The sequence below is a fragment of the Arthrobacter sp. fls2-241-R2A-172 genome (assembly GCF_030208885.1).
Lineage (GTDB): Bacteria > Actinomycetota > Actinomycetes > Actinomycetales > Micrococcaceae > Arthrobacter.
This window is the reverse complement of the sequence record NZ_JARVTB010000001.1, coordinates 307974-334848: the sequence shown is the minus strand read 5'-3', so window position 1 is coordinate 334848 and position 26875 is coordinate 307974. Positions and strand designations below refer to the sequence as shown.

At 63.2% G+C, this 26875-nt stretch carries 23 protein-coding genes and 1 tRNA gene; 9 read left to right on the top strand and 15 right to left on the bottom strand.

Going from position 1 to position 26875, the window contains the following annotated elements; genetic code table 11:
- Nucleotides 1–154 precede the first annotated feature (154 nt).
- Nucleotides 155–853: a DsbA family oxidoreductase gene (locus QRM57_RS01655; RefSeq protein ID WP_257370538.1), complete on the top strand. Its 699-nt coding sequence runs from the start codon at nucleotides 155–157 to the stop codon at nucleotides 851–853.
- An 84-nt stretch (nucleotides 854–937) separates the two neighbouring features.
- Here QRM57_RS01655 and arfA read toward each other — a convergent pair whose 3' ends face one another.
- The 5 genes from arfA to QRM57_RS01630 form a co-directional block, all read right to left on the bottom strand.
- Nucleotides 938–2476 carry an arabinosylfuranosidase ArfA gene (gene arfA / locus QRM57_RS01650; protein ID WP_284985304.1) on the bottom strand — a complete coding sequence of 513 codons (1539 nt, stop codon included), beginning with the start codon at nucleotides 2474–2476 and terminating at the stop codon, nucleotides 938–940.
- 51 nt (nucleotides 2477–2527) lie between these two features.
- Nucleotides 2528–3430 (bottom strand): carbohydrate ABC transporter permease, encoded by a 903-nt coding sequence (locus tag QRM57_RS01645; RefSeq protein ID WP_235519795.1) that lies wholly within the window; start codon nucleotides 3428–3430, stop codon nucleotides 2528–2530.
- A gap of 2 nt (nucleotides 3431–3432) precedes the next feature.
- A complete protein-coding gene (locus QRM57_RS01640) occupies nucleotides 3433–4353 on the bottom strand; it encodes a carbohydrate ABC transporter permease (protein ID WP_235519794.1) in 921 nt (306 codons plus the stop codon).
- 36 nt (nucleotides 4354–4389) lie between these two features.
- Complete coding sequence (locus QRM57_RS01635) at nucleotides 4390–5724, bottom strand: extracellular solute-binding protein (protein WP_284985303.1); 1335 nt, start codon at nucleotides 5722–5724, stop codon at nucleotides 4390–4392.
- 184 nt (nucleotides 5725–5908) lie between these two features.
- Nucleotides 5909–6910, bottom strand: a complete 1002-nt coding sequence (locus QRM57_RS01630) for a LacI family DNA-binding transcriptional regulator (RefSeq protein WP_235519792.1) — start codon at nucleotides 6908–6910, stop codon at nucleotides 5909–5911.
- Between the two features lie 130 nt (nucleotides 6911–7040).
- Between QRM57_RS01630 and QRM57_RS01625 the strand changes: the two genes are divergently transcribed.
- Entirely contained in the window at nucleotides 7041–7772 is a 732-nt protein-coding gene (locus QRM57_RS01625) for a TetR/AcrR family transcriptional regulator (protein WP_284985302.1), read from the top strand.
- On the opposite strand, the gene QRM57_RS01620 is transcribed toward QRM57_RS01625, so the two are convergent.
- Both QRM57_RS01620 and QRM57_RS01615 read right to left on the bottom strand, forming a co-directional pair.
- Entirely contained in the window at nucleotides 7750–8397 is a 648-nt protein-coding gene (locus QRM57_RS01620) for a LytR C-terminal domain-containing protein (protein WP_257370495.1), read from the bottom strand. The genes QRM57_RS01625 and QRM57_RS01620 overlap by 23 nt on opposite strands.
- Nucleotides 8398–8455: 58 nt before the next feature.
- Entirely contained in the window at nucleotides 8456–8755 is a 300-nt protein-coding gene (locus tag QRM57_RS01615; protein WP_018778077.1) for a type II toxin-antitoxin system VapB family antitoxin, read from the bottom strand.
- Nucleotides 8756–8891: 136 nt separating this feature from the next.
- Between QRM57_RS01615 and QRM57_RS01610 the strand changes: the two genes are divergently transcribed.
- Together QRM57_RS01610 and QRM57_RS01605 are read left to right on the top strand one after the other, a co-directional pair.
- The gene (locus tag QRM57_RS01610) at nucleotides 8892–9812 is read left to right on the top strand and encodes a Cof-type HAD-IIB family hydrolase (RefSeq protein ID WP_284985301.1); all 921 of its coding nucleotides are present in this window, start codon (nucleotides 8892–8894) and stop codon (nucleotides 9810–9812) included.
- A 29-nt stretch (nucleotides 9813–9841) separates the two neighbouring features.
- Nucleotides 9842–11431, top strand: a complete 1590-nt coding sequence (locus tag QRM57_RS01605; protein ID WP_374111536.1) for a stealth family protein — start codon at nucleotides 9842–9844, stop codon at nucleotides 11429–11431.
- On the opposite strand, the gene QRM57_RS01600 is transcribed toward QRM57_RS01605, so the two are convergent.
- The 3 genes from QRM57_RS01600 to QRM57_RS01590 form a co-directional block, all read right to left on the bottom strand.
- A complete protein-coding gene (locus QRM57_RS01600) occupies nucleotides 11409–12374 on the bottom strand; it encodes a phosphodiesterase (protein ID WP_257370497.1) in 966 nt (321 codons plus the stop codon). The genes QRM57_RS01605 and QRM57_RS01600 overlap by 23 nt on opposite strands.
- Before the next feature lie 141 nt (nucleotides 12375–12515).
- Complete coding sequence (locus tag QRM57_RS01595; RefSeq protein ID WP_257370498.1) at nucleotides 12516–12998, bottom strand: glutathione peroxidase; 483 nt, start codon at nucleotides 12996–12998, stop codon at nucleotides 12516–12518.
- A gap of 76 nt (nucleotides 12999–13074) precedes the next feature.
- Entirely contained in the window at nucleotides 13075–14565 is a 1491-nt protein-coding gene (locus QRM57_RS01590) for a M23 family metallopeptidase (RefSeq protein ID WP_284985300.1), read from the bottom strand.
- A 263-nt stretch (nucleotides 14566–14828) separates the two neighbouring features.
- Between QRM57_RS01590 and QRM57_RS01585 the strand changes: the two genes are divergently transcribed.
- Nucleotides 14829–15035, top strand: a complete 207-nt coding sequence (locus QRM57_RS01585; protein ID WP_284985299.1) for a hypothetical protein — start codon at nucleotides 14829–14831, stop codon at nucleotides 15033–15035.
- 18 nt (nucleotides 15036–15053) lie between these two features.
- Here the strand turns inward: QRM57_RS01585 and QRM57_RS01580 are convergent, their stop codons facing one another.
- Entirely contained in the window at nucleotides 15054–15611 is a 558-nt protein-coding gene (locus QRM57_RS01580) for a TetR/AcrR family transcriptional regulator (protein ID WP_257370501.1), read from the bottom strand.
- Between the two features lie 95 nt (nucleotides 15612–15706).
- On the opposite strand from QRM57_RS01580, the gene QRM57_RS01575 reads away from it, so the two are divergent.
- On the top strand, nucleotides 15707–17137 hold the full coding sequence (locus tag QRM57_RS01575) for an MFS transporter (protein ID WP_284985297.1): 1431 nt from the start codon (nucleotides 15707–15709) through the stop codon (nucleotides 17135–17137).
- On the opposite strand, the gene QRM57_RS01570 is transcribed toward QRM57_RS01575, so the two are convergent.
- Both QRM57_RS01570 and QRM57_RS01565 read right to left on the bottom strand, forming a co-directional pair.
- A complete protein-coding gene (locus QRM57_RS01570) occupies nucleotides 17120–18772 on the bottom strand; it encodes an ABC-F family ATP-binding cassette domain-containing protein (RefSeq protein ID WP_284985296.1) in 1653 nt (550 codons plus the stop codon). The two genes, QRM57_RS01575 and QRM57_RS01570, sit on opposite strands and share 18 nt — an antisense overlap.
- A gap of 287 nt (nucleotides 18773–19059) precedes the next feature.
- Nucleotides 19060–19437: a MarR family winged helix-turn-helix transcriptional regulator gene (locus QRM57_RS01565; protein ID WP_257370504.1), complete on the bottom strand. Its 378-nt coding sequence runs from the start codon at nucleotides 19435–19437 to the stop codon at nucleotides 19060–19062.
- 85 nt (nucleotides 19438–19522) lie between these two features.
- Here QRM57_RS01565 and QRM57_RS01560 point away from each other — a divergent pair, with 85 nt between their 5' ends.
- A complete protein-coding gene (locus QRM57_RS01560) occupies nucleotides 19523–20962 on the top strand; it encodes an MFS transporter (RefSeq protein WP_284985294.1) in 1440 nt (479 codons plus the stop codon).
- Nucleotides 20963–21025: 63 nt separating this feature from the next.
- Complete coding sequence (locus QRM57_RS01555) at nucleotides 21026–21940, top strand: oxygenase MpaB family protein (RefSeq protein WP_284985292.1); 915 nt, start codon at nucleotides 21026–21028, stop codon at nucleotides 21938–21940.
- A gap of 164 nt (nucleotides 21941–22104) precedes the next feature.
- Here QRM57_RS01555 and QRM57_RS01550 read toward each other — a convergent pair whose 3' ends face one another.
- Nucleotides 22105–25578, bottom strand: coding sequence for a bifunctional proline dehydrogenase/L-glutamate gamma-semialdehyde dehydrogenase (locus QRM57_RS01550; protein ID WP_284985290.1), 3474 nt, complete (start codon nucleotides 25576–25578; stop codon nucleotides 22105–22107).
- A 123-nt stretch (nucleotides 25579–25701) separates the two neighbouring features.
- On the opposite strand from QRM57_RS01550, the gene QRM57_RS01545 reads away from it, so the two are divergent.
- The gene (locus tag QRM57_RS01545; RefSeq protein ID WP_257370508.1) at nucleotides 25702–26631 is read left to right on the top strand and encodes a LysR substrate-binding domain-containing protein; all 930 of its coding nucleotides are present in this window, start codon (nucleotides 25702–25704) and stop codon (nucleotides 26629–26631) included.
- A 46-nt stretch (nucleotides 26632–26677) separates the two neighbouring features.
- Here QRM57_RS01545 and QRM57_RS01540 read toward each other — a convergent pair.
- Nucleotides 26678–26762, bottom strand: a tRNA-Ser gene (locus QRM57_RS01540).
- Between the last annotated feature and the right edge of the window lie 113 nt (nucleotides 26763–26875).

The window sequence follows — 26875 nt, the reverse complement described above, 5'->3', positions numbered from 1 at the left end:
TCTTCTTCGCATATGCCCCCGGTGACAAGGCTGGCTGCTCAACCTCCTCTAAACATATTCCTGGGCGGGACCTCCGGCAACACTCTTGGCCTGAGTGAGGAAACTAACAGCACGCTCCCGGAATGCCGTCTCCCGCTTGGGCGTTGCAGCCATCATGAAGATTGAGATCTGGTCAGACGTCGCGTGTCCTTGGTGCTACATCGGCAAGCGCCGTTTCGAGACAGCGCTGGCGCAGTTCCCGCACCGTGATTCGGTGGATGTTGAGTGGAAGAGCTACCAGCTGGATCCGTCCATTCCCGAGCACTACGACGGCACCGAACTGGACTACCTGAGCAAGCGCAAGGGCATGGCACCGGAGCAGGTCAAGCAGATGTTCGGCCACGTCACGGAGACTGCCAAGGGCGAGGGCCTGGATTACCAGTTCGACAAAGTTGTAGTGGCCAACAGCTTCACGGCGCACCGGCTGATCCACCTCGCCGCTGCCCACGGCCGGCAGGACGCCGCCAAGGAGCAACTGCTGAGCGACCACTTCGAGCACGGCAAGGACATCGGCAACAAGGAATACCTCACCGGGCTTGGCGCCGCGCTTGAACTGCCGGCCGAGGAAGTGGCCGAACTGTTCACGTCCGACAAGTACACGGACGAGGTCAACCAGGACATCAACGAAGCACGCGCCATCGGAGTCACCGGCGTCCCGTTCTTCGTCATCGACCGCAAGTACGGCATTTCCGGCGCCCAGCCCGCCGAACTTTTCAGCCAGGCATTGAACCAGGCGTGGCAGGAAGCCAACCCCCTTATCCCGGTGGGCGCTTCGGACGCCGAGGCCTGCGGCCCAGACGGCTGCGCCGTCTAGCACAAACGCGGGGTCACTTACGGCCCATAAATCCCTTCCGGATGGGCCGTAAGTGACCCCGCGTTGCTTCTTTTACGGCTAGCTCTAGGCTTTCACAACCTCAAGCTCGACGACGGCCCAGGACAATGCGGGCAGCGTCAGGCGCAGCTCCGAGCCGGTTGCCTTCACCCCATCGAGTGCCGTGAGGCCCACCCGGCCCGGCTGTTCCTGGCTGTTGATGGTGAAACGATCGCCGCCCTCAGGGATTTCCAGGACCTCGGCGCGGAGTACCTGGCGGGCGTCGAAACCGCGAAGCGATACCTCGACGTCGGCCGCTTCTTCCAAGCCGCGGTTCGCGAAGAACAGTGCCACTCGCCCTGTTTCCTCGTTCCAGGTGGCGCTGACGTCCACCAGGTCCGTGTCACCGAATCGATCATTCGAGTACTTGTCCGAGTTCACGGAGAGCCGAAGGATCTGGCCCTTGGCAAGCTCAGCCATGCGCGAGAACGGGTGGAAGATGGTCTGTTTCCAGGCCGGGCCGTTCTCCTCCGACAGGATCGGCGCAATCACGTTGACCAGCTGCGCCTGGTTGGCGATCTTGACGCGATCGCCGTGCCGCAGCAGCGAGTTCAGCAGGGTCCCAACCACCACGGCGTCGGTCACGTTGTACTTGTCCTCGATGACGCGCGGGTGCTCACGCCAACCGGCCTTGATGACGTTGTGGGGCTGGTCCTCGGTATCCAGGCCGCGCTGGTACCAGACGTTCCACTCATCGAAGGACAGGTTGATGTGCTTCTTGTGCTTGCCCTTGGCCCGCACCGCATCCGCGGTGGCGATCACCGACTCAATGAAGTAGTCGGTGTCGACGGCGGATGCCAGGAAGCTGCCCACGTCGCCTTCGTGCTCCTGGTAGTAGGCGTGGAGGGATACGTAGTCCACCTCATCGTAGGTGTGGGTGAGGACGGTCTGCTCCCAGGCACCGAACGTGGGCATCGAGGAGCTGGAACTGCCGCAGGCCACAAGCTCCAGCGAGGGGTCCACGAACCGCATGGCCTTCGCTGCTTCCTGCGCCAGCCGGCCGTATTCGTCGGCGGTCTTGTGGCCGATCTGCCACGGCCCGTCCAGCTCGTTGCCCAGGCACCAGAGCTTGATGTTGAACGGGTCCTTGTGTCCATTCTTGGCCCTGAGGTCCGAGAGGTAGGTGCCGCCGGGGTGGTTGGCGTATTCCACGATTTCCCGGGCTGCGTCCACTCCCCTGGTGCCCAGGTTGATGGCTTCCATGATTTCGGTGCCGGCCTGCTTTGACCAGTCCACGAATTCGTGCAGGCCGAAGGCGTTGGTCTCTACGGTGTGCCAGGCGCCGTCCAGGCGGCGCGGCCGGTTTTCGACGGGGCCAACGCCGTCTTCCCAATTGTACCCGGAAACGAAGTTGCCGCCCGGGTAGCGGATCACGGTGGCGCCGAGCTCCTTCACGAGCTTCAGGACGTCCTGGCGGAAGCCGTTCTGGTCGGCTTCGGGGTGGCCGGGTTCGTAAATCCCGGTGTAGACACAGCGGCCCATGTGCTCCACGAAGGAGCCGAAGAGTCGTCGGGGGACCTCGCCAATGATGAAGTCGCGGTCGAGGGTGATGCGTGCGCGGGACATGGATCTCCTTGGTTGGTTTCAGGTCTGGGTGTGGGGTCTGAAAGGTGCCGGTCAGGTTCCGGCGAGTCCCGTCGTCGCAACGCCTTTGATGATCTGGCGCTGGAAGAACAGGAAGACGAGGATCAGCGGCAGCGCAGCGAGCAACGCGGAAGCCATGTTCTGCGCGTACTGGATGCCGTAGGCGCTCTTGATGGTCTGCAGGCCGACCGGAAGCGTCAGCAGTCCGCCGTCGTTGGTGGCGATGAACGGCCACAGGAAGTTGTTCCACGCACCGATGAACACGAAGATTGCGACGGCGGCCAGGATGGGCCGGGACAGCGGCAGGATGATTTGGGTGAAGATCCGCAGGCGGCTGGCACCGTCCATCACGGCCGCTTCCTCGAGTTCCCGCGGGATCTGGTCGAAGAACTTTTTCAGCACGAACACCATGGCCGGGTGGATGACCTGCGGGAGGATGATGGCCCAGGACGTATCGACCAGGTTCAATGCCAGCATTTGGTAGAACAACGGGATGATCAGCACGGGCGGCGGGATGATGATCGAGGCAATGATCACCGTCATCAGCACTTTCTTGCCCTTGAAGTCGATCCTCGACAGGGCGTAGGCAACCAGGGCCGAGATCACCAGGGTGATGGCCGTGATGGCCGCCGAGGTGTACAGCGAGTTCCACGTCCAGAGCGGGATGTTGCCGTCTTGGAACACCTTGACGAACGCGTCAGGTGTAAAGCCCGACGGCGGCACCCACGTGACGTCCGGAGCCGCGGCATCCGTTTCGCTCTTGAAAGCGGTGACCGTGGCCCAGGCGAAGGGAATCAGCCACAGCACCGCGATGAACCCGGCGACGACGATTGCCGCGATCCTGCCGATCGTCAGTTTCCTGCGGGGCTGGCGGAACCCGGATTTCCTGGCTTGGGTGGTTTGTGGTGCGGGACGGGTGATTGTAGCTGTGGCCATGGTTATGCACTCCTGCGGCGGGTGATGACGAACTGCATGACCGAAACAACCACGATCAGTCCGAAGAAGATGTAGGAGATGGCTGCGGAATAGCCCAGCCGGTAGCCGGTGAACCCGGTTTCGAAGATGTACTGCACCACGGGCCTGGTGGATCCTGCCGGGCCGCCGGCGGTCATTTGGTACACCTGGTCAAAGATTTTCAGGGATGCCAGGATCTGGAGCAGCACGATCATCACAGTGGTGGGAGTGAGCTGCGGAAGCGTGATGGAGAAGAACTGGCGCCAGGCTCCGGCTCCATCCAGGGACGCTGCCTCGTAATGCTGGGCCGGAATGTTCTGCATCGCGGCCAGGTAGAGCAGGAAGTTGAAACCCACCGTCCACCACAGCGTAGCGATGACGATCGCCCACATGGCAACGTTGGGATCATTGAGCCAGGCAACCCTGGGCAGTCCGATGCCCGTGAGGAACTCGTTGATCAGGCCCAGCTGCGGGTTGTACATCCAGGTGAAGAAAAGGCTCACCACCGTTGATGCCAGCAGGTACGGGGCAAAATAGCTCAGGCGCCACAGCCACTGGGCCGGCAGCCCGACGTTGAGCAGCGCGGCCATCACCAGGGCGACCAGGACCAACGGAACAGTGCTGATCACCGTGAAGTACAGGGTGTTGCCCAGGGAATGCCACATGTCCGCATCCGCCAGGGCTTCTGCATAGTTGGCGAATCCGATCAGGCTGTCGTTGGCGCCGGTGAGGGACTTGCCCGTGAGGCTCATGTAGAAGCCATAGAGGATGGGCCAAACAAGGAAGACGAGGAAGAACACCAGGAATGGCGTAGCAAAGGCCCAACCACTTAGGTTGTTGTTGCTGCGGTTCAGTGATGTGCGCAGATTCTCCGGCCTGGGCCGGGACAGGGTAGAGGTACTCATGAAGGACTCCTTTGTCGCGCGGTGCGTAGGGCCGGGCTAAACCGGGTTGGGGCGGGAGAGCAGAGTGTTGGTGCGTTGTTCAAAGGCATCCCAACCTGCAGCTGCCTTGTCCCTTCCCAGGAGTACGTTCTGCACGTTCTCCGCGAAGTAGGTCTGCCAATCCGAGCCGGAGCCGCTGAACCAGGCCTCAGGGTCGTAGGCAATGATGTCCGCCGCGTTGGCGTAGTGGATCTGCGGAGTGAGGTCGCGGTAGGCCTGTGACTGGACCACCGGCTGGTATCCGGGGATGTGCCCCGCTTCCGCCCAGGACAAAGATCCCTTGAGGACGTCGGTGACGAATTTGTAGACGTCCCTCCGCTTGTCCTCGTTGTGGTTCAACTGCCGCGGGAGGACGAACGAGTGCGAGTCCGCATAGGAGGCAGGGGTCCCGTAGAGGGTGGGAATGGTGGCCGCATCCACGGGAATGCCGGCTTTCTTCATGGTGGGGAGTTCCCAGACACCGCTGAACAGCATCCCCGAGCTCCCGCGGGCGAATTCCGCGATGCCCGTGCTGATGTCGCCCGCCTGCGCCGCGATGGTGTCGTCAAAGAGGGAGGCCATGAACTCCAGGGACTCGATGGCAGCATCCCGGTCAACCTTCATCGGCTGCCCGGGAGTCAGTTCCATGTCGGCGCCATGCTGCTTGTAGAGGGTGTAGAAGAGGCGCCACATCTGCGAACCACTGCCCAGGTAGCCAAAGGACAAGCCGTGGGCCTTGGTGACCTTCTGCATTTCCAATGCCATGGCCTTGAACTCCTGCGGGGAGCTGACTTCCCCCAGCTGTCCGTTGCTTCCCAGGACGCCGGCTTTGGCTGCAACATCCGTGTTGTAGAACATGATGAACGGGTGGGAATCCAGCGCAATGGAGAACACCTTGCCGTCTTGTTGGCTCTTCTCCCAGATCCTCGGCGCAAAATCCGCGGCAGTGACTCCGTTTTCCGCCAGCAGATCCAGGTCCCACGGCTCAATCAGTCCACCGGGCGCGTACCCGGGCACCCGGCTGGCGTGCATGATCGCCACCTCCGGCGGCCTGCCACCCGCTGAGGCCATGGCCAATTTGGTGTAATACGGCGGGCCCCAGGCGAGCACCGTGGGGTGCACCGTGAAACCGGGGTTGGCTTGGTTGGCGGCGTTGATCATGGCCTGCATCTTGATTCCATCACCACCTGAGAGCAGGTGCCAGAAGTCGATGTCCTGCACCGGAGCAGCCTGCGCCGCTCCCCCGCAGCCTGTGAGCGTAGCGGCCATGAGCCCGCCGCCAACAAGGGCTGATCCTGCCAATAGCTGTCTCCGGGATAACTGTTTCCCGGTCAAAGATTCAAAGTGCTTCACCCGTCACTCCTTTGGATGGGTCCGCTGAAAGGTCACATGCTGCGCTGCATCATTCCGGCTCCGGTGCGCCCCACACTCGGGTAAAAGGTGGCCCTGGGGTGACGCAGCTCTCACATTACAACGATGTAATAGATCGGGCAAGAGAAAATTGTTAGCGCACACAATTTAGGGGAGAGCTATCATTTCAGGACTTGCTGCTGTCCCGCTCCTCAATGGTGTAGCCGATCTCAACCAGCTTCTGCCCGTGGTTCCTGTCGGACATACGCTCCGTCAGCAAACGGAGCGCCTGCGTGGCTATGGCCCGCTTGTCAAAGGACACGGTGGTCAGGGACGGCACGGCATAACGCCCATCATTCACGTCATCGAAGCCGGCCACGGCAATGTCATCCGGGACCCGCACGCCCCGCTTCCACAGCGTGTTCAAAGCGCCAAGTGCCATGGAGTCGGTGAAGCAGAAGAGGGCGTCGGGCAGGGGGTTGGCGTCCAGGTATTCCGCGAGGGACGCAGCGGCGGAGGCGGGCGTCCAACTGTCGCAGGAAATCATCAGCGACTCGTCCTTGGGTATGCCCAGGATCTGCAGCGCAGCCTCGTACCCGCCGGCCCGCTGGATGGCGGTCGCAGAATGCCGGCCCCGGTTGACACCCAGGACAGCGATCCGCCGGCGTCCGGGCTTGGCCAGCGCCAATGTCATGTCCCGGGCAGCAGCAAAACTGTCTACGAACACCCGGTCCGCCAACTGCTGCGTCACCTCACCAAGCAGGACAACCGGCGGCAGTGCGACACCCATTTGCACGGCACTTTCCTTGAGCACCACGGGGTTGAGGATCAAGCCATCGATGAGGTTGGCCCGGGCGCGGGTCATCAATTCATGTTCCCGGTGGGGATCGGAACCGGTCTCTTCGATTTGCACGCTGAAGCCTTGTGCGTGGGCAACCTCCACGATGCTTTGGGTAAGCTCTGCCGAGAACGGGGTGGCAAGGTCAGGCAAGGCCAAGCCGATCACTCCGGAGCGCCCATTACGGAGGCCCCGCGCCGAAAGATTGGGAACATAGTCCAGCTCGGCCATGGCCTGCTCCACCCTGAGGCGCGTGGGGGCAGCTACGGGTACAACGCCGTTCATGACGTTGGAGACAGTTTTGGGTGAAACCCCGGCGCGGCGCGCCACGTCTTTGACCGTTGCGCGCACGATCCACCCCTTACTTGTTGCCTGTTTTCACGATGCTACGCGAATTTTTACCCCACCTTACGCAGCCCTGCAGGGATGTGGATGTCCCCTCTCAAGCCGACTTGCTGACAGATCGCGGTAAAGTGTCTATATGCCCAGGATCACGGCCCTCACCAACGCTGCCCAACGCGCCGAGACCCAACGCCGGATTCTCACCGCCTTTGGGGAACTCCTCTTCACCCACGGCCTCCCTGGACTGACCATGACGGACGTGGCCCGGCACGCCGGGGTGGGGCGGACGGCCGTCTACAACTACTACGCGGACATGGAACAGCTCCTGATCGCCTACGCACTGGATGAGACCGAGCGCTTCATTGTCGACCTGCGGGACTCGCTGGCCGCGCTGGAAAACCCAGTGGACCGGCTCGCCCTGTACGTCCGGGCGCAGGTTGAGGACCTCAGCCGCCGGCACCTGCCGCCAGGTCCTGCCATGGCCGCTGTCCTCTCGCCCGGCTCCTTCGCCAAGCTCGCAGATCACGTGGGTGACCTCAACGTCCTTCTCCAGGACATCCTCCGGGACGGCGTCCAACAGGGCTACCTTCCGGACATTGATGTCGCCCAGCTGGCACGGCTGATCCACGGAACGCTTTCGGCCAGCGCCGCACGACGCAACCGAACGCCCGACGGCGACACTTCCGCACCGGCCCCAGCCCCCGACGTCGAGCTGCTCGCCGCGCAGGAAGCACACACCGAACAGACGGTTCGCTTCATCCAGCTGGGAGCCGGAGCGCGCTTTGACGAGGCCGGCAACCCGGTGCGGCTCGACCGGCCGATCCTCAACGTCCTTGCCGGACAGGCAGCTACTGCCCTGCCGGCAGGGTAGGCACCACAGGCCACTTGGATTTGTCAGCAATCCGCAGGTCCTCACGCGGGCACAGGAGCTTGCCGGGAGTCTGGTCCACCAGCTGCGGTTCCACCAGTCCCTCATAGCCGGGTGTGAGGATCACGTCCACGGAGCCGTCTTCACGATTGTCCTGGAAGTAGTCCGTTCCGGCCAGGTTCCGCTGGACGTTGAAGGCCGCCGCTTGTCCCTTGACTCCGGAGACAACCACGCCCACACCCGAGTACGCGGTGTCGCTGTTGGCCACGGAGCCCACCTTGAAGCCGCGGGCGGTGAATTCGGCGGCAACCGTGCCCGCCAGTCCACCCCGGGAGGTGGCGTTGAAGACGTTCAGGTTCACGGTTTCGTTCGGCACGTAGTCGAACGTGGTGGTCGGGCACAGGCTGGTGGGGGCTTTGCTGGCGACAGCCGTGGGTACCTTGATGACGCCGTTCATGATCGCCCAGGCTCCCACCGCGCCGGCCGCAATGATTCCGACCAGCAGGACCAACACAATGCCGTGGAACAGCCGGCGGCCGAAGCTGCCCCGGCGAACCGTGGGATCGTCGGCGAACGTTGCCCGCAGTTCCGATCCGGTCACCACGTGGTGGCCGTGCAGTTGCGTCACATCCTTGGGACGCTTAGGTTTTTTTGGCCGCTGGGTGTCCTGCTCCGTGGCGGCCGGCCTAGCCATCGATCACCAATACGCGGGCGTGGATGGCCGTCCGTTGGTGGAGCGCGGTACGGACCGCCCTGTGCAGGCCATCCTCGAGGTACATGACCCCCTGGTATTGGACGACGTGCGGGAACAGATCGCCAAAGAACGTGGAATCCTCTGCCAACAACGCCTCCAGGTCCAAGGTCCGTTTGGTGGTCACCAGGTCATCAAGGCGCACCGGGCGCGGAGGCAGGGCAGCCCAGTCGCGCGGCGCGGAATATCCATGGTCAGGGTACGGGCGTCCCTCGCCCACAGCTTTGAAGATCACCCTGCAAGCCTATGGAAGTTACCGCGCTAACGGAACTTGTGACCCCCGGCACAGGCAGGTTGTGGCCAAAAGGTGACTATCCTTCGTGGGACGTCACAGCTGTGAGGGTTCCCGCAGGGACTGACAGAATAGGGGCATGACTCAACCGCTCCAAGGGACTGACCGGACCGCCGCCCAAGCCACGCCTCGCCTGGCGCTGCTCCTGGACGTTGACGGCCCCATTGCCAGCCCGGTGACGCGCGACGTCAAGCCTGACATCATCGCCGACCTGGTGGCCCTTGCCTCGGCAGGAATCCCTGTCATCTTCAACACGGGCCGCTCGGACGCGTTCATCAGTGAACAGGTCATGAAACCCATGATTGCCGCCGGGATGCCGGCACACACCGTTATCCACGCCATTTGCGAGAAGGGGGCCGTGTGGTTCAGCTACACGGCGAGCGGCCCCGGGACCATCCACGTGGACCACGAGCTCACCGTGCCCAAAGCCTACGGTGACGATATCCGCAGGCTCGTTGCCGAGGACTATTCCGCCCACATGTTCTTCGACGAAACCAAGCGGGCCATGGTTTCCGTGGAACAGCACCTGGAAGTATCCAACGAGGACTACCTGGCGGAACAGAAACTTTTCGACGCCGATGCCCTGGACATCATGGGACGCCATGGCCTGAGCGCCGCGATTTTGGACCACCACGCCCCGGAATCCGACGACGCTGTGGACTACCGCCTGGACCCCACCATCATCTCCACTGACATTGAATCGGTGCGGCTGGGCAAGGACCTGGGAGCGAGCCGCGCCGTCGAACTTCTGGCAGCCCAAGGCATCACTCCCCTGTCATGGCGCACCGTGGGCGATTCCCGCACGGACTATGCCATGGCAGACTGGCTTCACCACAACGATCACGACGTAAAACACGTGGATGTCCGCCCCGCAGACGGCGTACCGGTGAAGCCCTACACCATCCTGACGGCCGCTGACCTTGAACTGGCGGACGACGTGATCCACGACGACGCCGGCGGCGCTTTCCTCCGCAGCTGGCGCGAAGCACTTTCCATCTAGCTCCACCCCGACGATTCCGGAGAACAGCCATCACACAAGCACAGGTCGATCCGATCTACCACGGCAGCCCTTCCATTGAAGAAGACACGATCGCCGAGGCGGTCTCGCCTGCCGTCGTCGCGCACCTGAAGCACAGGTCCGACGTCGTCCGTCACCGCGGGCGGTACGCCCTGGTCAACAGCGACCTCACCCCGCAACAGGCCATGGTGTCCGACCTCCTGGCCGTACGGGCTGCCTTGGACGCCGCAGGCATCGACTTCATCCTGGTGCGCGGCAACGACGAACGGCCTGTCATCGCCGTCGATTGGGAGTCCCGCAAGGTGGTCCGGGAGGCGCTGGTTGCGGCGTTCCGCAATGAGCCGTTCTATTCCATGACCGTGGACGCCAAGAAAAAGACCTCGGTGCTGGTGGCCGATGGCGAGTTGACCACCAACAGGAAATCCCGCATCTTCCGGTTGTACAGGCCCCGGGTCGAGACCGGCGGCGGCCTCTGGTACGGTCCCGCATTGGGTGTGCAACTCGAGCTGTGGAGGTTCGAAGGCGATCATCTGGAGCTTCCGGTGGAGAACTCCCTGACCCGCCGGACCATGCTGCGGCAGGACGCCGTGCGGGGTACCGTCCAACGGCATGGCCTGACCTGGCCCACCATCGAAAACATGTTCGCGGACCACGCCAGCGACATCGCCTTCGACATCGACATTGTTTTTTCCTGGGTTGACGGCAGCGACCCTGAGTACATTGCCCGGCGCCGCGCCCTGCAGGCAGACGCCGTACTCGGGGAGGGCGATGACAGCGAAGCCCGCTTCCGCCAGATCAACGAACTGAAGTACGCGCTGCGCTCTGTGCACATGTTCGCGCCGTGGATCAGACGGATCTTCATCGCCACCGATTCGCCCACCCCTTCCTGGCTGGCAGATCACCCGGCGGTGACAGTGGTGCGCAGCGAGGAGTTCTTCGCCGACCCCTCAGTCCTTCCTACCCACAATTCGCAGGCCGTGGAGTGCCAGCTCCACCACATCGAGGGTTTGTCCGAGCACTTCCTCTACTCCAACGACGACATGTTCTTTGGCCGTCCCGTGGGTCCGGACATGTTCTTCACTCCCGGCGGCATCACCAAGTTCATCGAAGCCGACACCCGCATTGGCCTGGGCGAGAACGATGCCGAGCGGAGCGGTTTCGAGAACGCAGCCCGCGTTAACCGCAAACTGCTCTGGGAGCGCTTCGGCCGGATCACCACCCGGCACCTGGAGCACACAGCCGCCCCGCTACGCCGCAGCGTCGTGGCCCGGATGGAAAAAGAGTTCCCTGCGGAATTCGCCAAGACCGCCGGCAGCCGCTTCCGTGCTGCGGACAACATCTCCGTGACCAACTCGTTCTACCACTACTACGCCCTGCTCACGGGCCGCGCTGTGACGCAAACCAATGCCAAGGTCAGGTACGTCGACACCACCATGTGGGCGGGACTTCACTACCTGCCCAAGCTGTTGGCGAAGCGCCACATGGACTTCTTCTGCCTGAACGACGGCAGCTTCCCGGAGGTCGCGGCAGAGGAACGTGCGGAACTCGTGACCGATTTCCTGGAAAAGTACTTCCCGGTCAAGGCACCCTGGGAGAAATAAGCGGCAGCGACGAGGTCAGCGTCCCAGGGGAAGTGTGCGCCCCTACCCGGGACTCGTGCGGGATGCGGATGCCGGCTTCGGCCAGCCTCCGCTGAACCTCTGCAGCATCCACGGGTTCGCCAACGGTCACTCCCCCGGACATCGGAACCACTGAGTGGACGATCGTGTGCTCGTAGACATGGATCATGTTGTATGACTGCGCACCATCGCGGCCACGCTGTCCGCCAGCACGCACCGCCAGGTCCTGGGTGTAACAGGTGGCCGAGGCGACGGACACCGGGATGCCGGCGAAGCCCGCCGTCGTGGAGTAATGCAGGTGGCCACCCAGGATGGTGCGAACGTCCGAATTGCGGACGACGGCGGCCAGTGCGGCTTGGCCGCGCAGCTCCACCAACACCGCAAGGTCCTGGACGCAGGGAACCGGGGGGTGGTGCAGGGCCAGGATGGTGCCGTCCGGGGCCGGAGTGGCCAGTTCGGCAGCCAGCCACTCAAGCTGGGCCTCGGACAGCTCGCCGTAGTGATGGCCGGGCACTGTGGTGTCCAAGGTGATGATGCGGAGACCGTTCACGAAGTAGCTGCGGTCAACCGGGTCCTGGGGTTTGCTGGTCTCGGACGCGTCCTCGAAGGCAGCACGGAAGTTCGCCCGGTTATCGTGGTTGCCCATGGCCCAGATGGCCTTGGCCCCGAGCGCGTCGCAGACGGGTTCAATCATTTCGCGGAGCCGCTCGTAAGCGTGGAGCTCGCCCTTGTCCGCCAGGTCTCCGGTGAAAATGATGGCCTCAGGCCGGATCCTGGACGCGATGATCTGATCGCAGATTTCCTGGAGCCTGGCTGCACTGTCCACGGAACCGTGGAGCGTGTTTGGACCACCCACCAGGTGAAGATCACTCAGGTGCAAAAGCACATGACCTGGTTTGGGATATTCAGCCTCGATGAGCTCCATAGCTTGCCTTAGCGTTCAGTGGGAGGCGGCGCCTCCCGTGTCAATCCAGTAGGGCCAATCCAACCAGACAACAAGCCAACATCTGGCTAATTTCCGGCGGAATGTTGGAAAATTACTTTCCCTCCCTTCCGAATTGATGGCTTACGCCAACGCTTCTTCCACTGCTTTCATCAGGTCTTCGGAGTCGGGCTCCACTGCGGATGGGAATCGTGCCACGAGTTTTCCGTCGCGGTTGATGACGAACTTCTCGAAGTTCCACTTCACTTTGACCGGCTCGCCGTCGGCGCCGCGGGTCAGTTCGGTGAAAAGGGGGTGCTGTTCCTTGCCCAGCACGTTTGCCTTGCTGGTCAAGGGGAAGGAGACGCCAAAGTTACGCTCGCAGAACTCCGCGATCTCGTGGTCCGCGCCCGGTTCCTGTCCACCGAACTGGTTGCACGGCACACCCAGGATCTCCAGGCCTTGATCCCGGTATTTGCCGTACAACTCCTCCAGGCCCGCGTACTGCCGTGTGAAGCCGCATTCGGAAGCGACGTTGACCACCAACACCGCCTTCCCCTCGAAGCGGCCGAAGTCAGCGTCGGAGCCGTCGTTGAAGGTGAGGGGAATGCTGTACAGGCTGGTCATGGGATTCGCTTCCTGACGTCGTCGGCCGGCTGGATCGCCGCCATCGAGCTTACGGGAGCTTGCCGTGCGGCGAAACCTAGGGCGTCGGGATGACCAGCGCGGACAACGGCACGATCACACCGTCCGGACGCTGGACCTTGTCCGTACCGATCAGGATGTATCCGGGCGGAAGGACCACCGCCGGGAGCGTCGTCGGAAGTACGGCTGCCGGCGACGGCACCGGCGCGACGGGAGCAGCTGGTGCCGGTGCTGGCGCCACTGGAGCAGCAGCAGGTGGCGTGGCCGCTGGTGCGTGCACCGCAGGAGGTACGACGACGGCCGGTGCCGGTGCGACGGGGACCGTCACCGTCGGAGCCACAGGAGTCGTGGACGGCGCAGTTGTTGTCGACGTCGGTATGGGAGCGGGCGTGACCGTGGGCGTCGGTGTGACGGTCGGCGTCGGCGTGACCGTGGGCGTCGGTGTGACGGTCGGCGTCGGCGTGACGGTCGGCGTCGGCGTGACCGTGGGTGTCGGCGTGACGGTGGGCGTCGGTGTGGGCGTCGGCTTTGCGGTTACGGACGGCGCCGGGGTCTGCGTGGCTGGCGGGTCGCTGGTGCCTGGGGCGCTGGGCGCTGCCGGGGTTGAGGAAACCGGTGGAACCACGACTGGCAACGCCACAGGTTCTTCGTGTTCGCCGCCGATGACTGCGCGGTTGGTGCCATCGGCCACGGGTACGGCCCACTGCGGGGTGGCCGTGGTGCCCGTTCCTACGCCTGGCTCGTAGCTCACCATGGTGATGGGCTGCAACGGATCAACCTGCTTGATGGGCAAGTAGATCCAGCCGTTCGGATTGGTGTGCAGTCCGTTGACAATCGTCTCGAAGTGGAGGTGGCAGCCTGTGGACCAGCCCGTGGTACCCACCTGGGCAATGACTTCGCCCACCCGCACAGATTGGCCCTTGGTGACGCCGATCGCCTGCAGGTGGTTGTAGGTGGTCACCAAGCCGTTGCCGTGCTCGATTTCCACACGGTTGCCGCCGCCCCAAATGTGCCACCCAACCGCCCGGACGATACCGGCGTCGGCGGCGTAGACCCGGGTGCCGCATGCTGCAGCGTAGTCCTGGCCCCAGTGGAACTCACCGGGGAGGCCAGTCAAGGGACTGTAGCGGTAGCCGTAGGGCGAGCTCGGATTGAGGACCTCAAGAGGCGCGTACAAGCTCCCCGCGGGCGGGCGTGGCATACCCGCAGAGGCAACTGTCAGGCCAGTGGATCCATCCTTGCTGACGGTCCTGACCACGGCCCGGTCGAAGTGGACCATAGGCGTTCCGGCTTGTTGTGCCGGGGGCTCGGGGGTGGGATCAATGACCGTGGTCTCGGCCTCCGGCGCCACCAAGGTGCCCAACGCCGTCGGTTCAACAACGCCCTGCGCCAGGGAACCACCGATGCTGCCGGCGGGCACTGAGGTGAGTGGCTGGAAGCCAAATGCGATGAACGCCAGAATGGCGAGGCTTCCAGCGATCAGGATGCGGTGGAAACCTATGGCACGGATCAGTTTTACTGCCCGGTTTGAATCATGATGCTTGCCCACAAAACACTCCCCAAAGCCAGCGGCACCAAACCCCAGCCTGGCGTGCAAGCACCATTGTTGCGGGAATCACAGCAGAAATAAAGGCTTCCCGGGCCCTTGCCAAGGAAAGGTTTCATCAGTTTTGGCTCAAGATGTCTTGAGCTTTGCCTCAGGCAGTCGTGGCCCGTGCAATCGGGGGCTCCGAGCCCTGTACGGTGGACGCTAAGCAGGCGGATTATTTCATGCCGCGCAAGAGAGCGCCTCGATAGCACTGGGATGTCACCATGGATGATCCACAGCGGACCGCACGCATCCTTTTAGAGAAGAATGCCGTGACCCTCTACCGATTGTGGGCCGGATACTGGGGTCGGGGAGGAAACGCCACCGCTTTCGAGTTCGACGCCTACGTGCACGAAGCACTGGTGGCGTCCCCTGTCGATCTCCGGCTGATGGCCTCGGCCGTAGATGGCCTTTACGAAGGAAAGCCCTGATTCGGACCTAGTATCGGACTAGCTGACGAGTCTGCGTACGTTCTCCATGATGGTTTCGCGGCGCCGTTTGAGGCTCGGAAGCTTGGACCGTGCCATCTCGGGAGTGAGCGTGTGCCAGGTCATGGCCAAGGCGCGCACGCTTGCCAGCAGCTCGATGGGTGTGAGATCAGAGCGAAGGTTGCCGGCTTTCTGGGCGCTTTCGATCCGGGAAAGCTTTTCCTGGTGTGAGGCCACCAAGGTTTCAAGGTCCGCCGCCTGGCCGCGTTCAAGGATGTACCAGTTGGTGAGCCTGAGGACATTGGGGTCCTTCTGGTAGAGGTCAAAAGCACGGGCCGCGTACGCCGGCAAGTCCAGTGCGTCGAATTCGGTCTCCTCCACTACTGCGACCACCCGCCGGGAGAAGACCTCGTCGAACAACTGCTCCTTGCTGCCGAAATACCGGTACAGCATCGCCTTGTTGGCCAGTGCCTCGTCAGCAATACGGTCCACCCGCGCCCCGGCTATGCCATGGCTGGCAAACTCCTCCTCTGCCGCCTTCAGGATCCGCTGCCTGGTTGCTTCTGCGTCTCTCGCCATGTCCCCACCATAGCAAGTAACTGGTTAGTTGACATCGATGCATTTCAAGCGCATGGTTAAAAACCAACCAGTTAGTTACTTAGAAAGGGTCCGACATGTCAGCAACGCAGATGGAAACAACCCCTGCCACGCGATTGTCCAGAACCATAACCTTGGCGGTCATCTTGGGCTGCCAGTTGATGATGGTGTTGGACACGTCCATCGTGACCACGGCACTGCCGCACCTTGAACGCGAACTTGGCTTCAACAGCACCACCCTCTCGTGGGTCCAGAACAGCTATGCGCTGGCTTTCGGAGGGCTGTTGTTGCTGGGCGCCCGCGTCGGAGACCTTCTGGGCAGGCGCCGGGTCTTCATGGTCGGCGTAGGAGTTTTCACGTTGGCATCCCTGCTGGCCGGGGTCGCCTTCAACGCCGAGGTCATGATCGGGGCCCGCGTACTCCAAGGTGCCGCATCGGCCTTCGCCATTCCGGCAACCCTGGCGCTCCTGGTGCAGACTTTCCCCGAGCCCGGGGAACGGTCCCAAGCGATCAGCATCTACAGTGCCGTGATCGGGGCAGGGGGCAGCGTGGGCATCATCGTGGGCGGTGTCTTCACAGACCTGCTGTCGTGGCGATGGGGCTTGCTGATCAATGTTCCGATCGGAATTGCCGTCTTGCTGCTGAGCCCACGTTGCCTGCCGGAAACCGGAAGGGTCAAAGGCAGTGTAGACATCCCGGGCGCGTTGACAGTTACTGCGGGAATGTCCGCCTTGGTCTATGGACTCGTGAACGCGGGCGAGGCTGGGTGGGGGAACCTGACGACCATCGTTTCACTCGCGGCAGCCGTGCTCCTGCTTCTGGCTTTCGTGCTCGTCGAGCGTCATGCCGAGCGGCCCATCACTCCCCTGCGCCTCTTCAAAGACATGACCCGGTCGGGCGCCTACATCATCCGGATTCTGATCGTGGGGGCCATGTTCTCCACCTTCTATTTCCTCAGCCAGTACCTCCAGAATGTGCTGGGATTCAGCGCCTTCGCCGCCGGCATCGCCTACATTCCGCTCACGCTCCTGTTCTTCCTCATGGTCTACGTGATCAAACCCCTCAGCGCCTTACTGGGTAAGCCCGCGCTGCTGGTGGCCTCGTTGGTCATCGCGGGCCTGGGCATGCTGTGGCTCAGCTCCATAGGCCCGGACACCGCGTATTTTCCGGACGTCCTGCTTCCGCTGATCGTGCTCGGAATCGGCCAAGGAACAGCAATCATCCTGTTGACCGAGTTTGGCATGTCCAGGGTGGCACCAGCGGACAACGGCGCCGCCTCCGGATTGGTCAACACGGCACATCAACTCGGCGGGTCCATTGGGCTGGCGCTGTTGACCGTGGTGTTCGCGGGCTGCGGCGGAACAGCCGAAGGAACGGCAAGAGCCGAAGCCTACGGAGCTGTCTTCACCTCGGCCACATGGTTTTACGCGCTTGCCGTCCCCTGCGCAGCACTGATCTACCTCGCGCAACGCAGGGCGGCGGGAAACGCGTCAGCTTCCCGACCGTGACCCAACGGGCAGAGACGGCAGCTCGGTGAGTGACCCGTCATGGTCCAGGCTCAGCACCAGATCCAGATCGAGACGGGCCAGGAACCCGTCGTCGTGGCTGACCAGGATGACGGCACCGCGGTAGGCATTCAACGCTTCCACGAGTTGGTCCACACTCTGTATGTCGAGGTTGTTTGTTGGCTCGTCGAGAATCAGTACCTGTGGCGGCGGATCGGCAAAGAGAAGCTTGGCCAAGGAAACCCTGAACCGTTCCCCACCGGAGAGAGTCCCAACGGGACGGTAGACGCTATCGCCCCGCAACAAGAACCGGGCCAACTGGTTGCGGATTTCCCCGACAGGGACACGTGGCGCTGCCGCCTGAACATTTTCCAAGGTTGTCGCGGCCTCGTCCAGGCCATCGAGCCGCTGCCGCAGATAGCCGGACCGCCCGGTCAGGAGCTGACCACCTGCGGTGCCGGATTCGACGTCGTCATCATCGTCTGTCAACGGTTCCCCGCTGACCAGGCGTTCGAGCAAGGTGGTTTTTCCCACCCCGTTGGCGCCGATGATGGCCACTCGTTCCGGTCCTTCCACTACAAAGGCACGATTGGTTCCCCGCAGCTCGGCGATCCGCCGGCTGCGGGGAACGTCCGGATCCGGAAGGTTCACGCTGATCCGTTCGTCTTCCCTGATTTTGGAGGAAGCCACATCCAGCGCAGCCTGGGCAGCGTCCACCTTGTCATCCGATCCTGATCGCAGCTTGCCCGCTGACACCTGCGCATCGGAGGCCCGCTGATTCATAAGGATCTTGGAGCCCTTCTTGTTGTCATAGCTGGTTTGACCGGTGCGGGCACGCTGCGCCAGCTTCATCTCAGCTTCCTGGCGCTGGCGCTTCTCAGTCTTCACGGCCTGCTTGGCAGCTTGGGCAGCCTGAACCGCTGCGGCCTGCCGCTCATCCACATACGACCGCCAAGCACTGTACGGACCCCCGAACACTTCGAGTTCTCCACCATGCAGTTCCGCCGTGTTGTCCATCAACTCCAGCAGTGCCAGGTCGTGGCTGACCACCACCAGCGTCCCCGGCCACGTGGAGAGGAGGGCGGACAGTTTGGTTCGCGCCTCCCTGTCCAGGTTGTTCGTTGGCTCGTCCAAGAGAGTGATTGCTGTCCCCTGAAGCCGGAGCCCTGTGATGGCAACAAGCATGGCTTCGCCTCCCGAAATTTCGCCTACGTTCCGCTCCAGGTCCGCCCCCGTAAAGCCGATGTGGCGCAAGGATTTGTCCGCCCTGGCTTCGATATCCCAGTCATCGCCCACCGCATCGAAGTTCTCCACCGAAACATCGCCGGCTTCGATGGCCCGCAGTGCTTTCAACTTCTGGCCGATACCCAGCAGGTCTGCCACCGTTGAGTCGGTCGCGAGGGTGAGTGTCTGCGGAAGGTACCCGACATCACCGTTGGTCGTAATACTGCCGCTCGTAGGGGCAAGGCTCCCGGCTATGAGGCGCAGCAAGGTTGATTTTCCGGCACCGTTGGATCCCACAAGGCCTGTGCGGCCCGATCCGAATGTTCCGGAGATCCCGGCAAGGGCGACGGTACCGTCGGGCCACTGAAGGCGCACGTCGGTCAGGGTGATGGACGGGTTTTTTGTTGTAGACATGATGCTCCGAAGGCTCCAGTGGTTTCAGCGAGTGCGCTGCAACCACGGGCCGGCAGGGGCATCAGGGCAAGGTCAGCGCACGGTTGGCGTCGTGAAACCTGTAATGCCCGTCAAAACATCGGCCTAACACTGGGGAATAGAGGGTTACAGTCTCGCAAAAGCCTCCAACGAAGGCAACTTGCCGCCAATGGCCTTCTGGCGGCCGGACCGGGGGCTGACGCCGTCCCACGCCGCCCGGCATTGCCGCCCCCCGTCATCGGACATGCGAAGAAGTCCTCCCGCCCGCTTCAGCCCAGGTTTTCCTTAAGCAACGCGCGGTGCTCGACGGCGGCAGTTGAGTGGAGGGCGCGGCCCGCCGCAGTCAGTTCCAGGAACAACGAGCGGCGGTCGTCGGCGCAGGTCTGGCGCGTCACGAGGCCGGCTTTTTCAAGCCGGTCCACCACCTTGGATACGGCACTTTGGGTCATGGGCGTCCGCTCCCCCAACGACTTCATCCGGCACGAAGACTCTTCGCTGTCGGCTACGAGATCGAGGATTTCGAACTCATTCAGGCCGATATCGAATTTGGCTTCCAGGGCACGGTCGATCGCCGCTGCGGTACGGAAGTAGGAGTCCTGGATGCTTCGCCACTGCTCAACAAGTTGGCGGTCACGCGTCGTTGCCATGTCCTGATTCTAGTTCATGACGCAGTTAGAATCCACGTCATAATATTCCTTGTCATTGAATGACGCGTCATATAGATTGTTGCTCATGACATCACCCACCACCCTCAAAAAGCCTGCCGAGCCCCTGGCTGCAGCCGTCCGCTGGACGCGGGCACAGTGGCTGCTCCTGATGGTCGTATGCACTGTCCTGGCCCTGGACGGGCTGGACGTCTCCATGGTCGGCGTTGCATTGCCATCGATCGGACATGAACTCAACCTGGGGACCGACTCCCTGCAATGGATCGTTTCCGCCTACGTCCTTGGCTACGGGAGCCTGCTTCTCCTCGGCGGCCGACTCGCGGACCTGCTGGGCCGCCGTCGAATCTTCCTCATTGCCCTGACCGTATTCGCGGCAGCGTCGCTCCTTGGCGGATTGGTTGACGATCCCGCCATCCTGATCGCTACCCGGTTCGTCAAGGGCCTGGCTGCCGCCTTCACCGCACCCACGGGCTTCTCCATCATCACCACCAACTTTGCGGAGGGACGCGAGCGCAACAAGGCGCTGTCCATCTTCACCACCTTCGGTGCCAGTGGCTTCTCGCTGGGCCTGGTGGTTGGCGGCCTGATGACCAGCCTGAGCTGGCGCTGGACATTCCTTGTCTCGGTGCCGATCGCCGTGATCGTGGTCCTGCTGGGCATGAAGTTCATTCCCAAGGACAAGCCGTCGGTGGAAGACAGCGGGCACGATATCTGGGGTGCCGTGACGCTCGCCCTGGGCATGCTCGGCCTCGTCTACACCTTGGTTTCAGCACCTGAACAGGGCTGGGGATCTGTGGCAACAATCGCCGGGTTCGCAGTTTCTGTTGCCGTGCTGGTGGCCTTCGCCATCATCGAGCGCAAGGTCAAGCACCCGTTGATCCGCTTCGGCATCCTCAAGGAAGGCTGGGTGGCCCGGGCAAACCTGAGCGCAGTAGGACTGTTCGGTTCCTACCTGAGCTTCCAGTTCATCGTCACCATGTTCCTGCAGTCCGTGCTGGGTTGGACGCCCTTGGGAATGGCGCTCGCATTGCTGCCCGCGGGTTTGCTGGTGGCCACCAGCGCACCGTTCGCGGACCGTCTCATCGAAAAGTTCGGGGCCACGCAGCTCATCCTCACCGGCCTGACGGCCCTCGGCTTGGGCTACGTCCTGTTCCTGCGGGTGGGAACCACGCCCAACTACGCGCTGGACATCCTGCCGTCGGTGGTCCAGCTGGGGATCGGCTTCGCGTTGGCTTTCCCGTCCATCAATGTCCAGGCCACTGCCGGCATCCGCGACTCCGAGCAAGGGCTTGCGGCCGGTCTGATCCAGACCAGCACCCAGGTCGGCGCCGCACTGGTACTGGCCGTCACCACGGCCTTGGTGAGCGGCCACGGACACTCTGCGGGTACCGTCAGCGCCCAGGCCATGCTGGAACAGTATCGTCCGGGACTGATCCTGAGTGCCGCCGTCGCCATTGCCGCTTTGCTGGTGGCAGCAGCGCCTTCCCGGCGCCGGGTCGCCTCCTGACCGCTGCGCTTTTGCACAAAAAGTGCCCCTATACACGGGGGTCATTCCGAGGTCGAATGGACCATGAGGAATTACCTCACCGAGTACAGGCACGAACTCCAGCGCACGTTCACGGGGACGTCGGGGACGCCGCCTGAGTGGGTACCGCGTCTGGCGGAAGGGCACGACGCCGGATATCACCTGCCGGGGTCGGCCGTCTGGTCGGTTCACGGTCACGTGGCAACGATCGTCGCCGGGATCAGGGTCCTGCTGATGCAGGCCCTGCATCCCGGCGCGCTGGCTGGCGTGTACGAGCACTCCGGGTTCCAGAAGGATCCGCTCGGCCGCCTGGCGAACACCATCAGGTGGATCTTCACGGTGACCTACGGATCAACTGAGGACGCCCAGGCCGCCACCACGCGGGTCCGGAAAATCCATGAGCGCGTCCGCGGGACGTACGTTGACGGCAAAGGAATTCAGCGCGACTACGCGGCCAACGATCCCGAACTCCTCCGCTGGGTACACATCACCTACGCTGACTCCTTCATAACCGCCAACCGCATCTGGGGCCGACCCATCCCCGGCGGAGCCGACGCCTACGTCCGCGAGTGGGCTACAGCCGGCAGGCTCATGGGAATAGAGGATCCTCCACTGACCGAGGCCGAGGTCCGTGAAGAACTGGAGCAATGGTACGCCTCAGGAATCCTGCGGGCCGACGAACGCCTGGCCGAGACAGTGTGGTTCATTCGCCATCCGCCACTAAGCCCCATGCTCCGTCCTGGCTACCGCATCCTGTTCGCCGCCGCCGTCGCAAGCCTCGAACCCCGCTATCAGGACATGCTGGGGCTCCGGCCGCCCAGGTTTGGCCCCATCCCCTTGCCCGTCATCACCTCGGCCAGGGCTGTGCTGGGCATGGTTCGCCTGGCCCTCGGATCCCACGGGCCCAGCGAACAAGCAGCCCTGAGACGGTTGCAGAGGCTTGGTTACGCGGACGCTTGAGGAGCCCTTCGCCGAGGGGTGAGCTCTCGCCCCTTTGGGGGCGCCCATAACGCCGAAAGCCAACCCCTCGACGCAACCTCACTTGTGATGAGGTGCGCCCAGGGGTTGGCTTTCGGGACTTAGGGGCTTGCTTTCCGCAGAGAGCTCACCCCTCGGCGGACCAACTAGATCAACTCATCCGACAGGTGGTTCGGGGTACCGAAGCGGTGCGCCGTGATGGACACAGCCTGCTCGCGAAGGAACGGCAGCATCTCGATCCGGCCAGCCTGGGTTACAGCCCCGTGGTAGACCGCGACGTCCGGACGGCCACCCATGGCCGCGCTCAGCGCGGCGAAGTCGCCACCGATCAAGCGGATGCGGCCGGCGTCGAACTTTGCCGCACGGGCCAGCCACGCGGCTTCGTCCTCGACCCGGACGCTGACGCCCAGGTTCGCGAACACGGTCACCACTGCGTCGGGAAGTACGACGGCGGAGCTCACCGTGAGCTTCGAGCCCGCCACTGCACCGGCTGCTACGACGCGCAGCAGCTCCGCGAGTCGCTCACCTTCGGAGAGGCGGATCGTCACAGGGAGGGAGCGGTAGCGGAAGACGTTGCGCTCAGCGGTCAGCGCGGAAACGTCCTTGCGTGTGCCGAACTCGGATTCCCAGGCGGCGGCGTCGCTGAAGAGTGCCTGCTGGAGGGTCTGGAGTTCCTCGGCAGTAACGTCAGCGGACTTGGCAGCGGCAAGGATCTGCGAGGCTGCGCCCTGAAGGACGGTGCCGCGCTTGGCCTTTGCTTCGGCAGGGAGCCAACTGCCCAGACCGATCAGGTAGTTCGGTCCCCCGGCCTTGGTTCCGGCGCCGACGGCCGACTTCTTCCAGCCACCGAACGGCTGGCGCTGAACGATCGCACCGGTGATGCCGCGGTTGACGTACAGGTTGCCGGCCTGGATGGTGTCCAGCCAGACGCCCATCTCGGCGGAGTCCAGGGAGTGCAGGCCGGCGGTGAGGCCGTACTCGATCTCGTTCTGGATGGCGATCGCTTCCTCAAGGGTTTCAGCGGTCATGACACCCAGCACAGGGCCGAAGAACTCGGTCAGGTGGAAGTAGGAGCCGCGCTTGACGCCGGAACGGATGCCCGGGGACCACAAACGGCCGGTCTCGTCGAGGCGTTCGGGCTTGATGGCCCAGGTTTCACCGTCGCCCAGGGTGGTGAGGGCATTGAGGAGCTTGCCGTTTGCCGGTTCGATGATCGGCCCCATCTGCGTGGTGGCGTTCTCCGGGTAGCCCACGGTCAGGGACCGTGCGGCGTCGATCAGCTGGTTGTGGAAGCGGGCGCTCTTCGCGACCGAGCCCACCAGGATCACCAAGGACGCGGCGGAGCACTTCTGTCCTGCGTGGCCGAATGCCGAGTAAACGACGTCCTTCGCAGCGAGGTCAAGGTCGGCACTCGGTGTGACGATGATGGCGTTCTTGCCGGACGTCTCCGCGAGCAACGGCAGGTCCTGGCGGAAGGAACGGAACAATTCAGCCGTTTCGTAGCCACCGGTAAGGATCACGCGGTCAACGCTGGGGTGCGAGACCAGCTGGGTGCCAAGGTCACGCTCTTCGAGCTGAACCAGCGCCAGCACTTCACGCGGAACACCGGCTTCCCACAGGGCGTCCACCATGACGGAACCGGAGCGGCGGGCCTGCTTTGCAGGCTTAATCACGACGGCGGACCCTGAGGCGAGCGCTGCGAGGGTCGAGCCTGCGGGGATTGCCACCGGGAAGTTCCACGGCGGGGTCACCACGGTGAGGTTCGCTGGGACGAACGTGGCGCCGTCGACCGTTTCCAGGTCCTTGGCGCGCTCGGCGTAGTAGTGCGCGAAGTCGATTGCTTCGCTGACCTCGGGGTCGCCCTGGTCGATGGTCTTGCCAGTCTCGGAGGCCATGACTTCCAGGAGTTCAGCGCGGCGGGCTTCGAGGACTTCACCGGCGCGGTGCAGGATGGCGGCGCGCTCGACGGCGGGACGGGCACCCCAGGCCTTCCCGTGATCCACGGCGGTGGCGATGATGCGGTCCAGTTCGGCTGCGTCGGAAATCTTGGTGGACTCCACGATCTTATTGCCGGCGGTGGAACCGGGGATGCGCTTGAGAATGTCGCGGCCCCAGGCACGGTTGGCCGGGAGTGCCGGGTCCGTGTCAGGGGTGTTGCGGAATCCCTCGGTGGGTGCGGGTTCGGCCGGGAGACGGCGGTCCTGCTTGCGGTTCGGGCCCGGGACCTCGTCCTTCATGTTGGCCAGGGAGGCCAGGAAGCGCTGCTGCTCGCGCTTGAACAAGGCTTCGTTCTCGCTGAGTTCGAAGACTGCGGACATGAAGTTTTCCTGGCTGGCGCCCTCTTCCAGGCGGCGGATCAGGTAAGCGATGGCGACGTCGAACTCGCCGGGGTGGACCACCGGTGTGTACAGCAGGAGGCTGCCGACATCCTTACGGACCGCAGTGGCCTGGCCGGTTGCCATGCCCAGGAGCATTTCGAACTCGATCGCTTTTGGTCCCTGCTGGGCGATGCCGCGCTGCTTGGCGAGCAGCCAGGCAAAGGCGACGTCGAACAGGTTGTGTCCAGCGATGCCAATGCGGACGGCGTCGATGTGCTCGGGGGTGAGCGCGTAGTTGATGACGTTCTTGTAGCTGGTGTCCGAGTCCTGCTTGGACCCCCAGGTGGCCAGCGGCCAATCGTGCAGGGAAGCTTCAACCTGCTCCATGGGGAGGTTCGCACCCTTGACCACGCGGACCTTGATGGGAGCACCGCCCTGGGCACGGCGTTCGGTGGCCCACTCCTGCAGTTCCTGCATGGCGCCGAGGGCGTCGGGGAGGTAGGCCTGGAGGACGATGCCGGCTTCCAGGTTCTTGAACTCCGGCATGTCCAGGATGCGCTTGAACACCGCGATGGTCATGCTGAGGTCCTTGTATTCCTCCATGTCAAGGTTGATGAACTTGGGCTTCGGGAAGGACGCGGCCAGGCGGTACAGCGGGGTGAGCTTCTCCACTACGTGATCGACGGCTTCGTCGAAGGCCCACGGCGAGTGCGGGGCCACGGTGGAGGATTCCTTGATGGAAACGTAGTCCACGTCCTCGCGGGCAAGGAGTTTGAGGGTGCCTTCGAGGCGACGCTGGGCTTCGTGCTCGCCCAGGACGGCTTCGCCCAGAAGGTTCACGTTCAGGTGCACGCCGTCCTGGCGGATCTTGGCAATAGCCGGGCCGAGCTTTGCGTCGGTGGCATCGACGATGAGATGGCCCACCATTTCGCGGAGCACGCGGCGGGCAATGGGAATTACTACCTGAGGGAGGATCGGAGCCATGACGCCACCCACGCGGACAGCGCTGCGCATGTACCAGGGGAGGAACTTAGGGACCTTCGGGGCCAGCTCGGCGAGTTTACGGCCGGCGACGGACAGATCCTCAGGACGGATGACGCCGTCGACGAATCCCACCGTGAAGTCCAAGCCGTTGGGGTCTTTCAAGACGCCGGCAAGGCGCTGGGCGGAGACGTCCACGGGGATCTTGCTGGCTTCGGTCAACCAGTGGCGGACCAAGGCAATGGCTTCCTGGGCAAGATCATCGAACTGTCCGGAATCCTGGGTGCTCGGGGCGGTGGCATCCGGGATGGTGCTGGTCATGGGGGCTCCTTCTGAGGCGGAGAAGTTTGTTTGTTTCCATCAGTATGGATCTACAATCACGTTAGGAAAAGCGATCTTTTCCGACGAATATTCGTTATCCATTCCGATCTTTTGGAGGCCGACTTGCTGGATGTCCGCAGGCTCCGTTTGCTGCACGAGTTAAAGATCCGCGGAACGCTCGCCGAGGTGGCCGACGCGATGCAGTACAGCCCGTCATCGGTGTCGCAGCAGCTGACCCTCCTGGAGAAGGAGGCCGGGGTTGAACTGCTCCGCAAAGCCGGGCGCAGGGTCCAGCTGACCCCGCAGGCGGAGATCCTCGTAGCCCACACCGCAGCCCTCCTGGAGACCTTGGAAAAGGCCGAAACCGACTTGGCCGCCTCATTGTCGATGGTGACGGGAACCGTGCGCCTGGCCGTGTTCCAGTCAGCCGCACTGGCCCTGCTCCCCGGTTTCCTCACCATCATGCGGCAGGAGTACCCGGAGGTGCGCGTCGAAATGACCCAGCGCGAACCCGAAACGGCCCTGTACGAAACCTGGGCGCGGGACTTCGACCTGGTGGTTGCCGAGCAGTACCCTGGCCATGCCGCTCCGCACCACAGCGGCCTGGACCGCGTCATCCTCACCAGCGATGCCATTCGGCTTGCCACTCCCCCGGTGGGACTTGGCGGCGAAGCCGTCTCCACCCTGGCCGACACTGCCTCCATGCCCTGGGTCATGGAACCCCGCGGCGCAGCTTCCCGGCATTGGGCGGAGCAGGCCTGCCGTTCCGCGGGCTTCGAACCCGACGTCCGGTATGAAACAGCCGACCTCCAAGCACAGATCCGGCTCATTGAATCCGGAAACGCCGTAGCGCTCATGCCCGACCTCGTCTGGACCGGACGCACCCGGACCGTTCAATTGCTGGACCTGCCGGGGCTGCCGAAGCGCACTGTATTCACCTCCACCAGGACGGCCGGGCGTATTCACCCGGCGACGGCGGCCTGCCGGGAAGTTCTGGAGCGCGTGGCAGCGGCGCAGCAACTGGACGCGGAGCAGCAGGCTGACGCCGGGTAACTCCCGGATACGCAAAAGGCCCCAGTCCGAGGACTGGGGCCAACCGCGGAGAATGGGGGATTTGAACCCCCGAGGGCGTTAACCCAACACGCGTTCCAGGCGTGCGCCATAGGCCGCTAGGCGAATTCTCCTTGCTTCCGATTCGAAAGCAGATACTACTGTACCTGAGAATTTCGGCATCGCGTAATCGACCCAAACCCGGGCTCCCCAAGGGGGTGGCAAATTGGCGCTTAACGGAAAAATG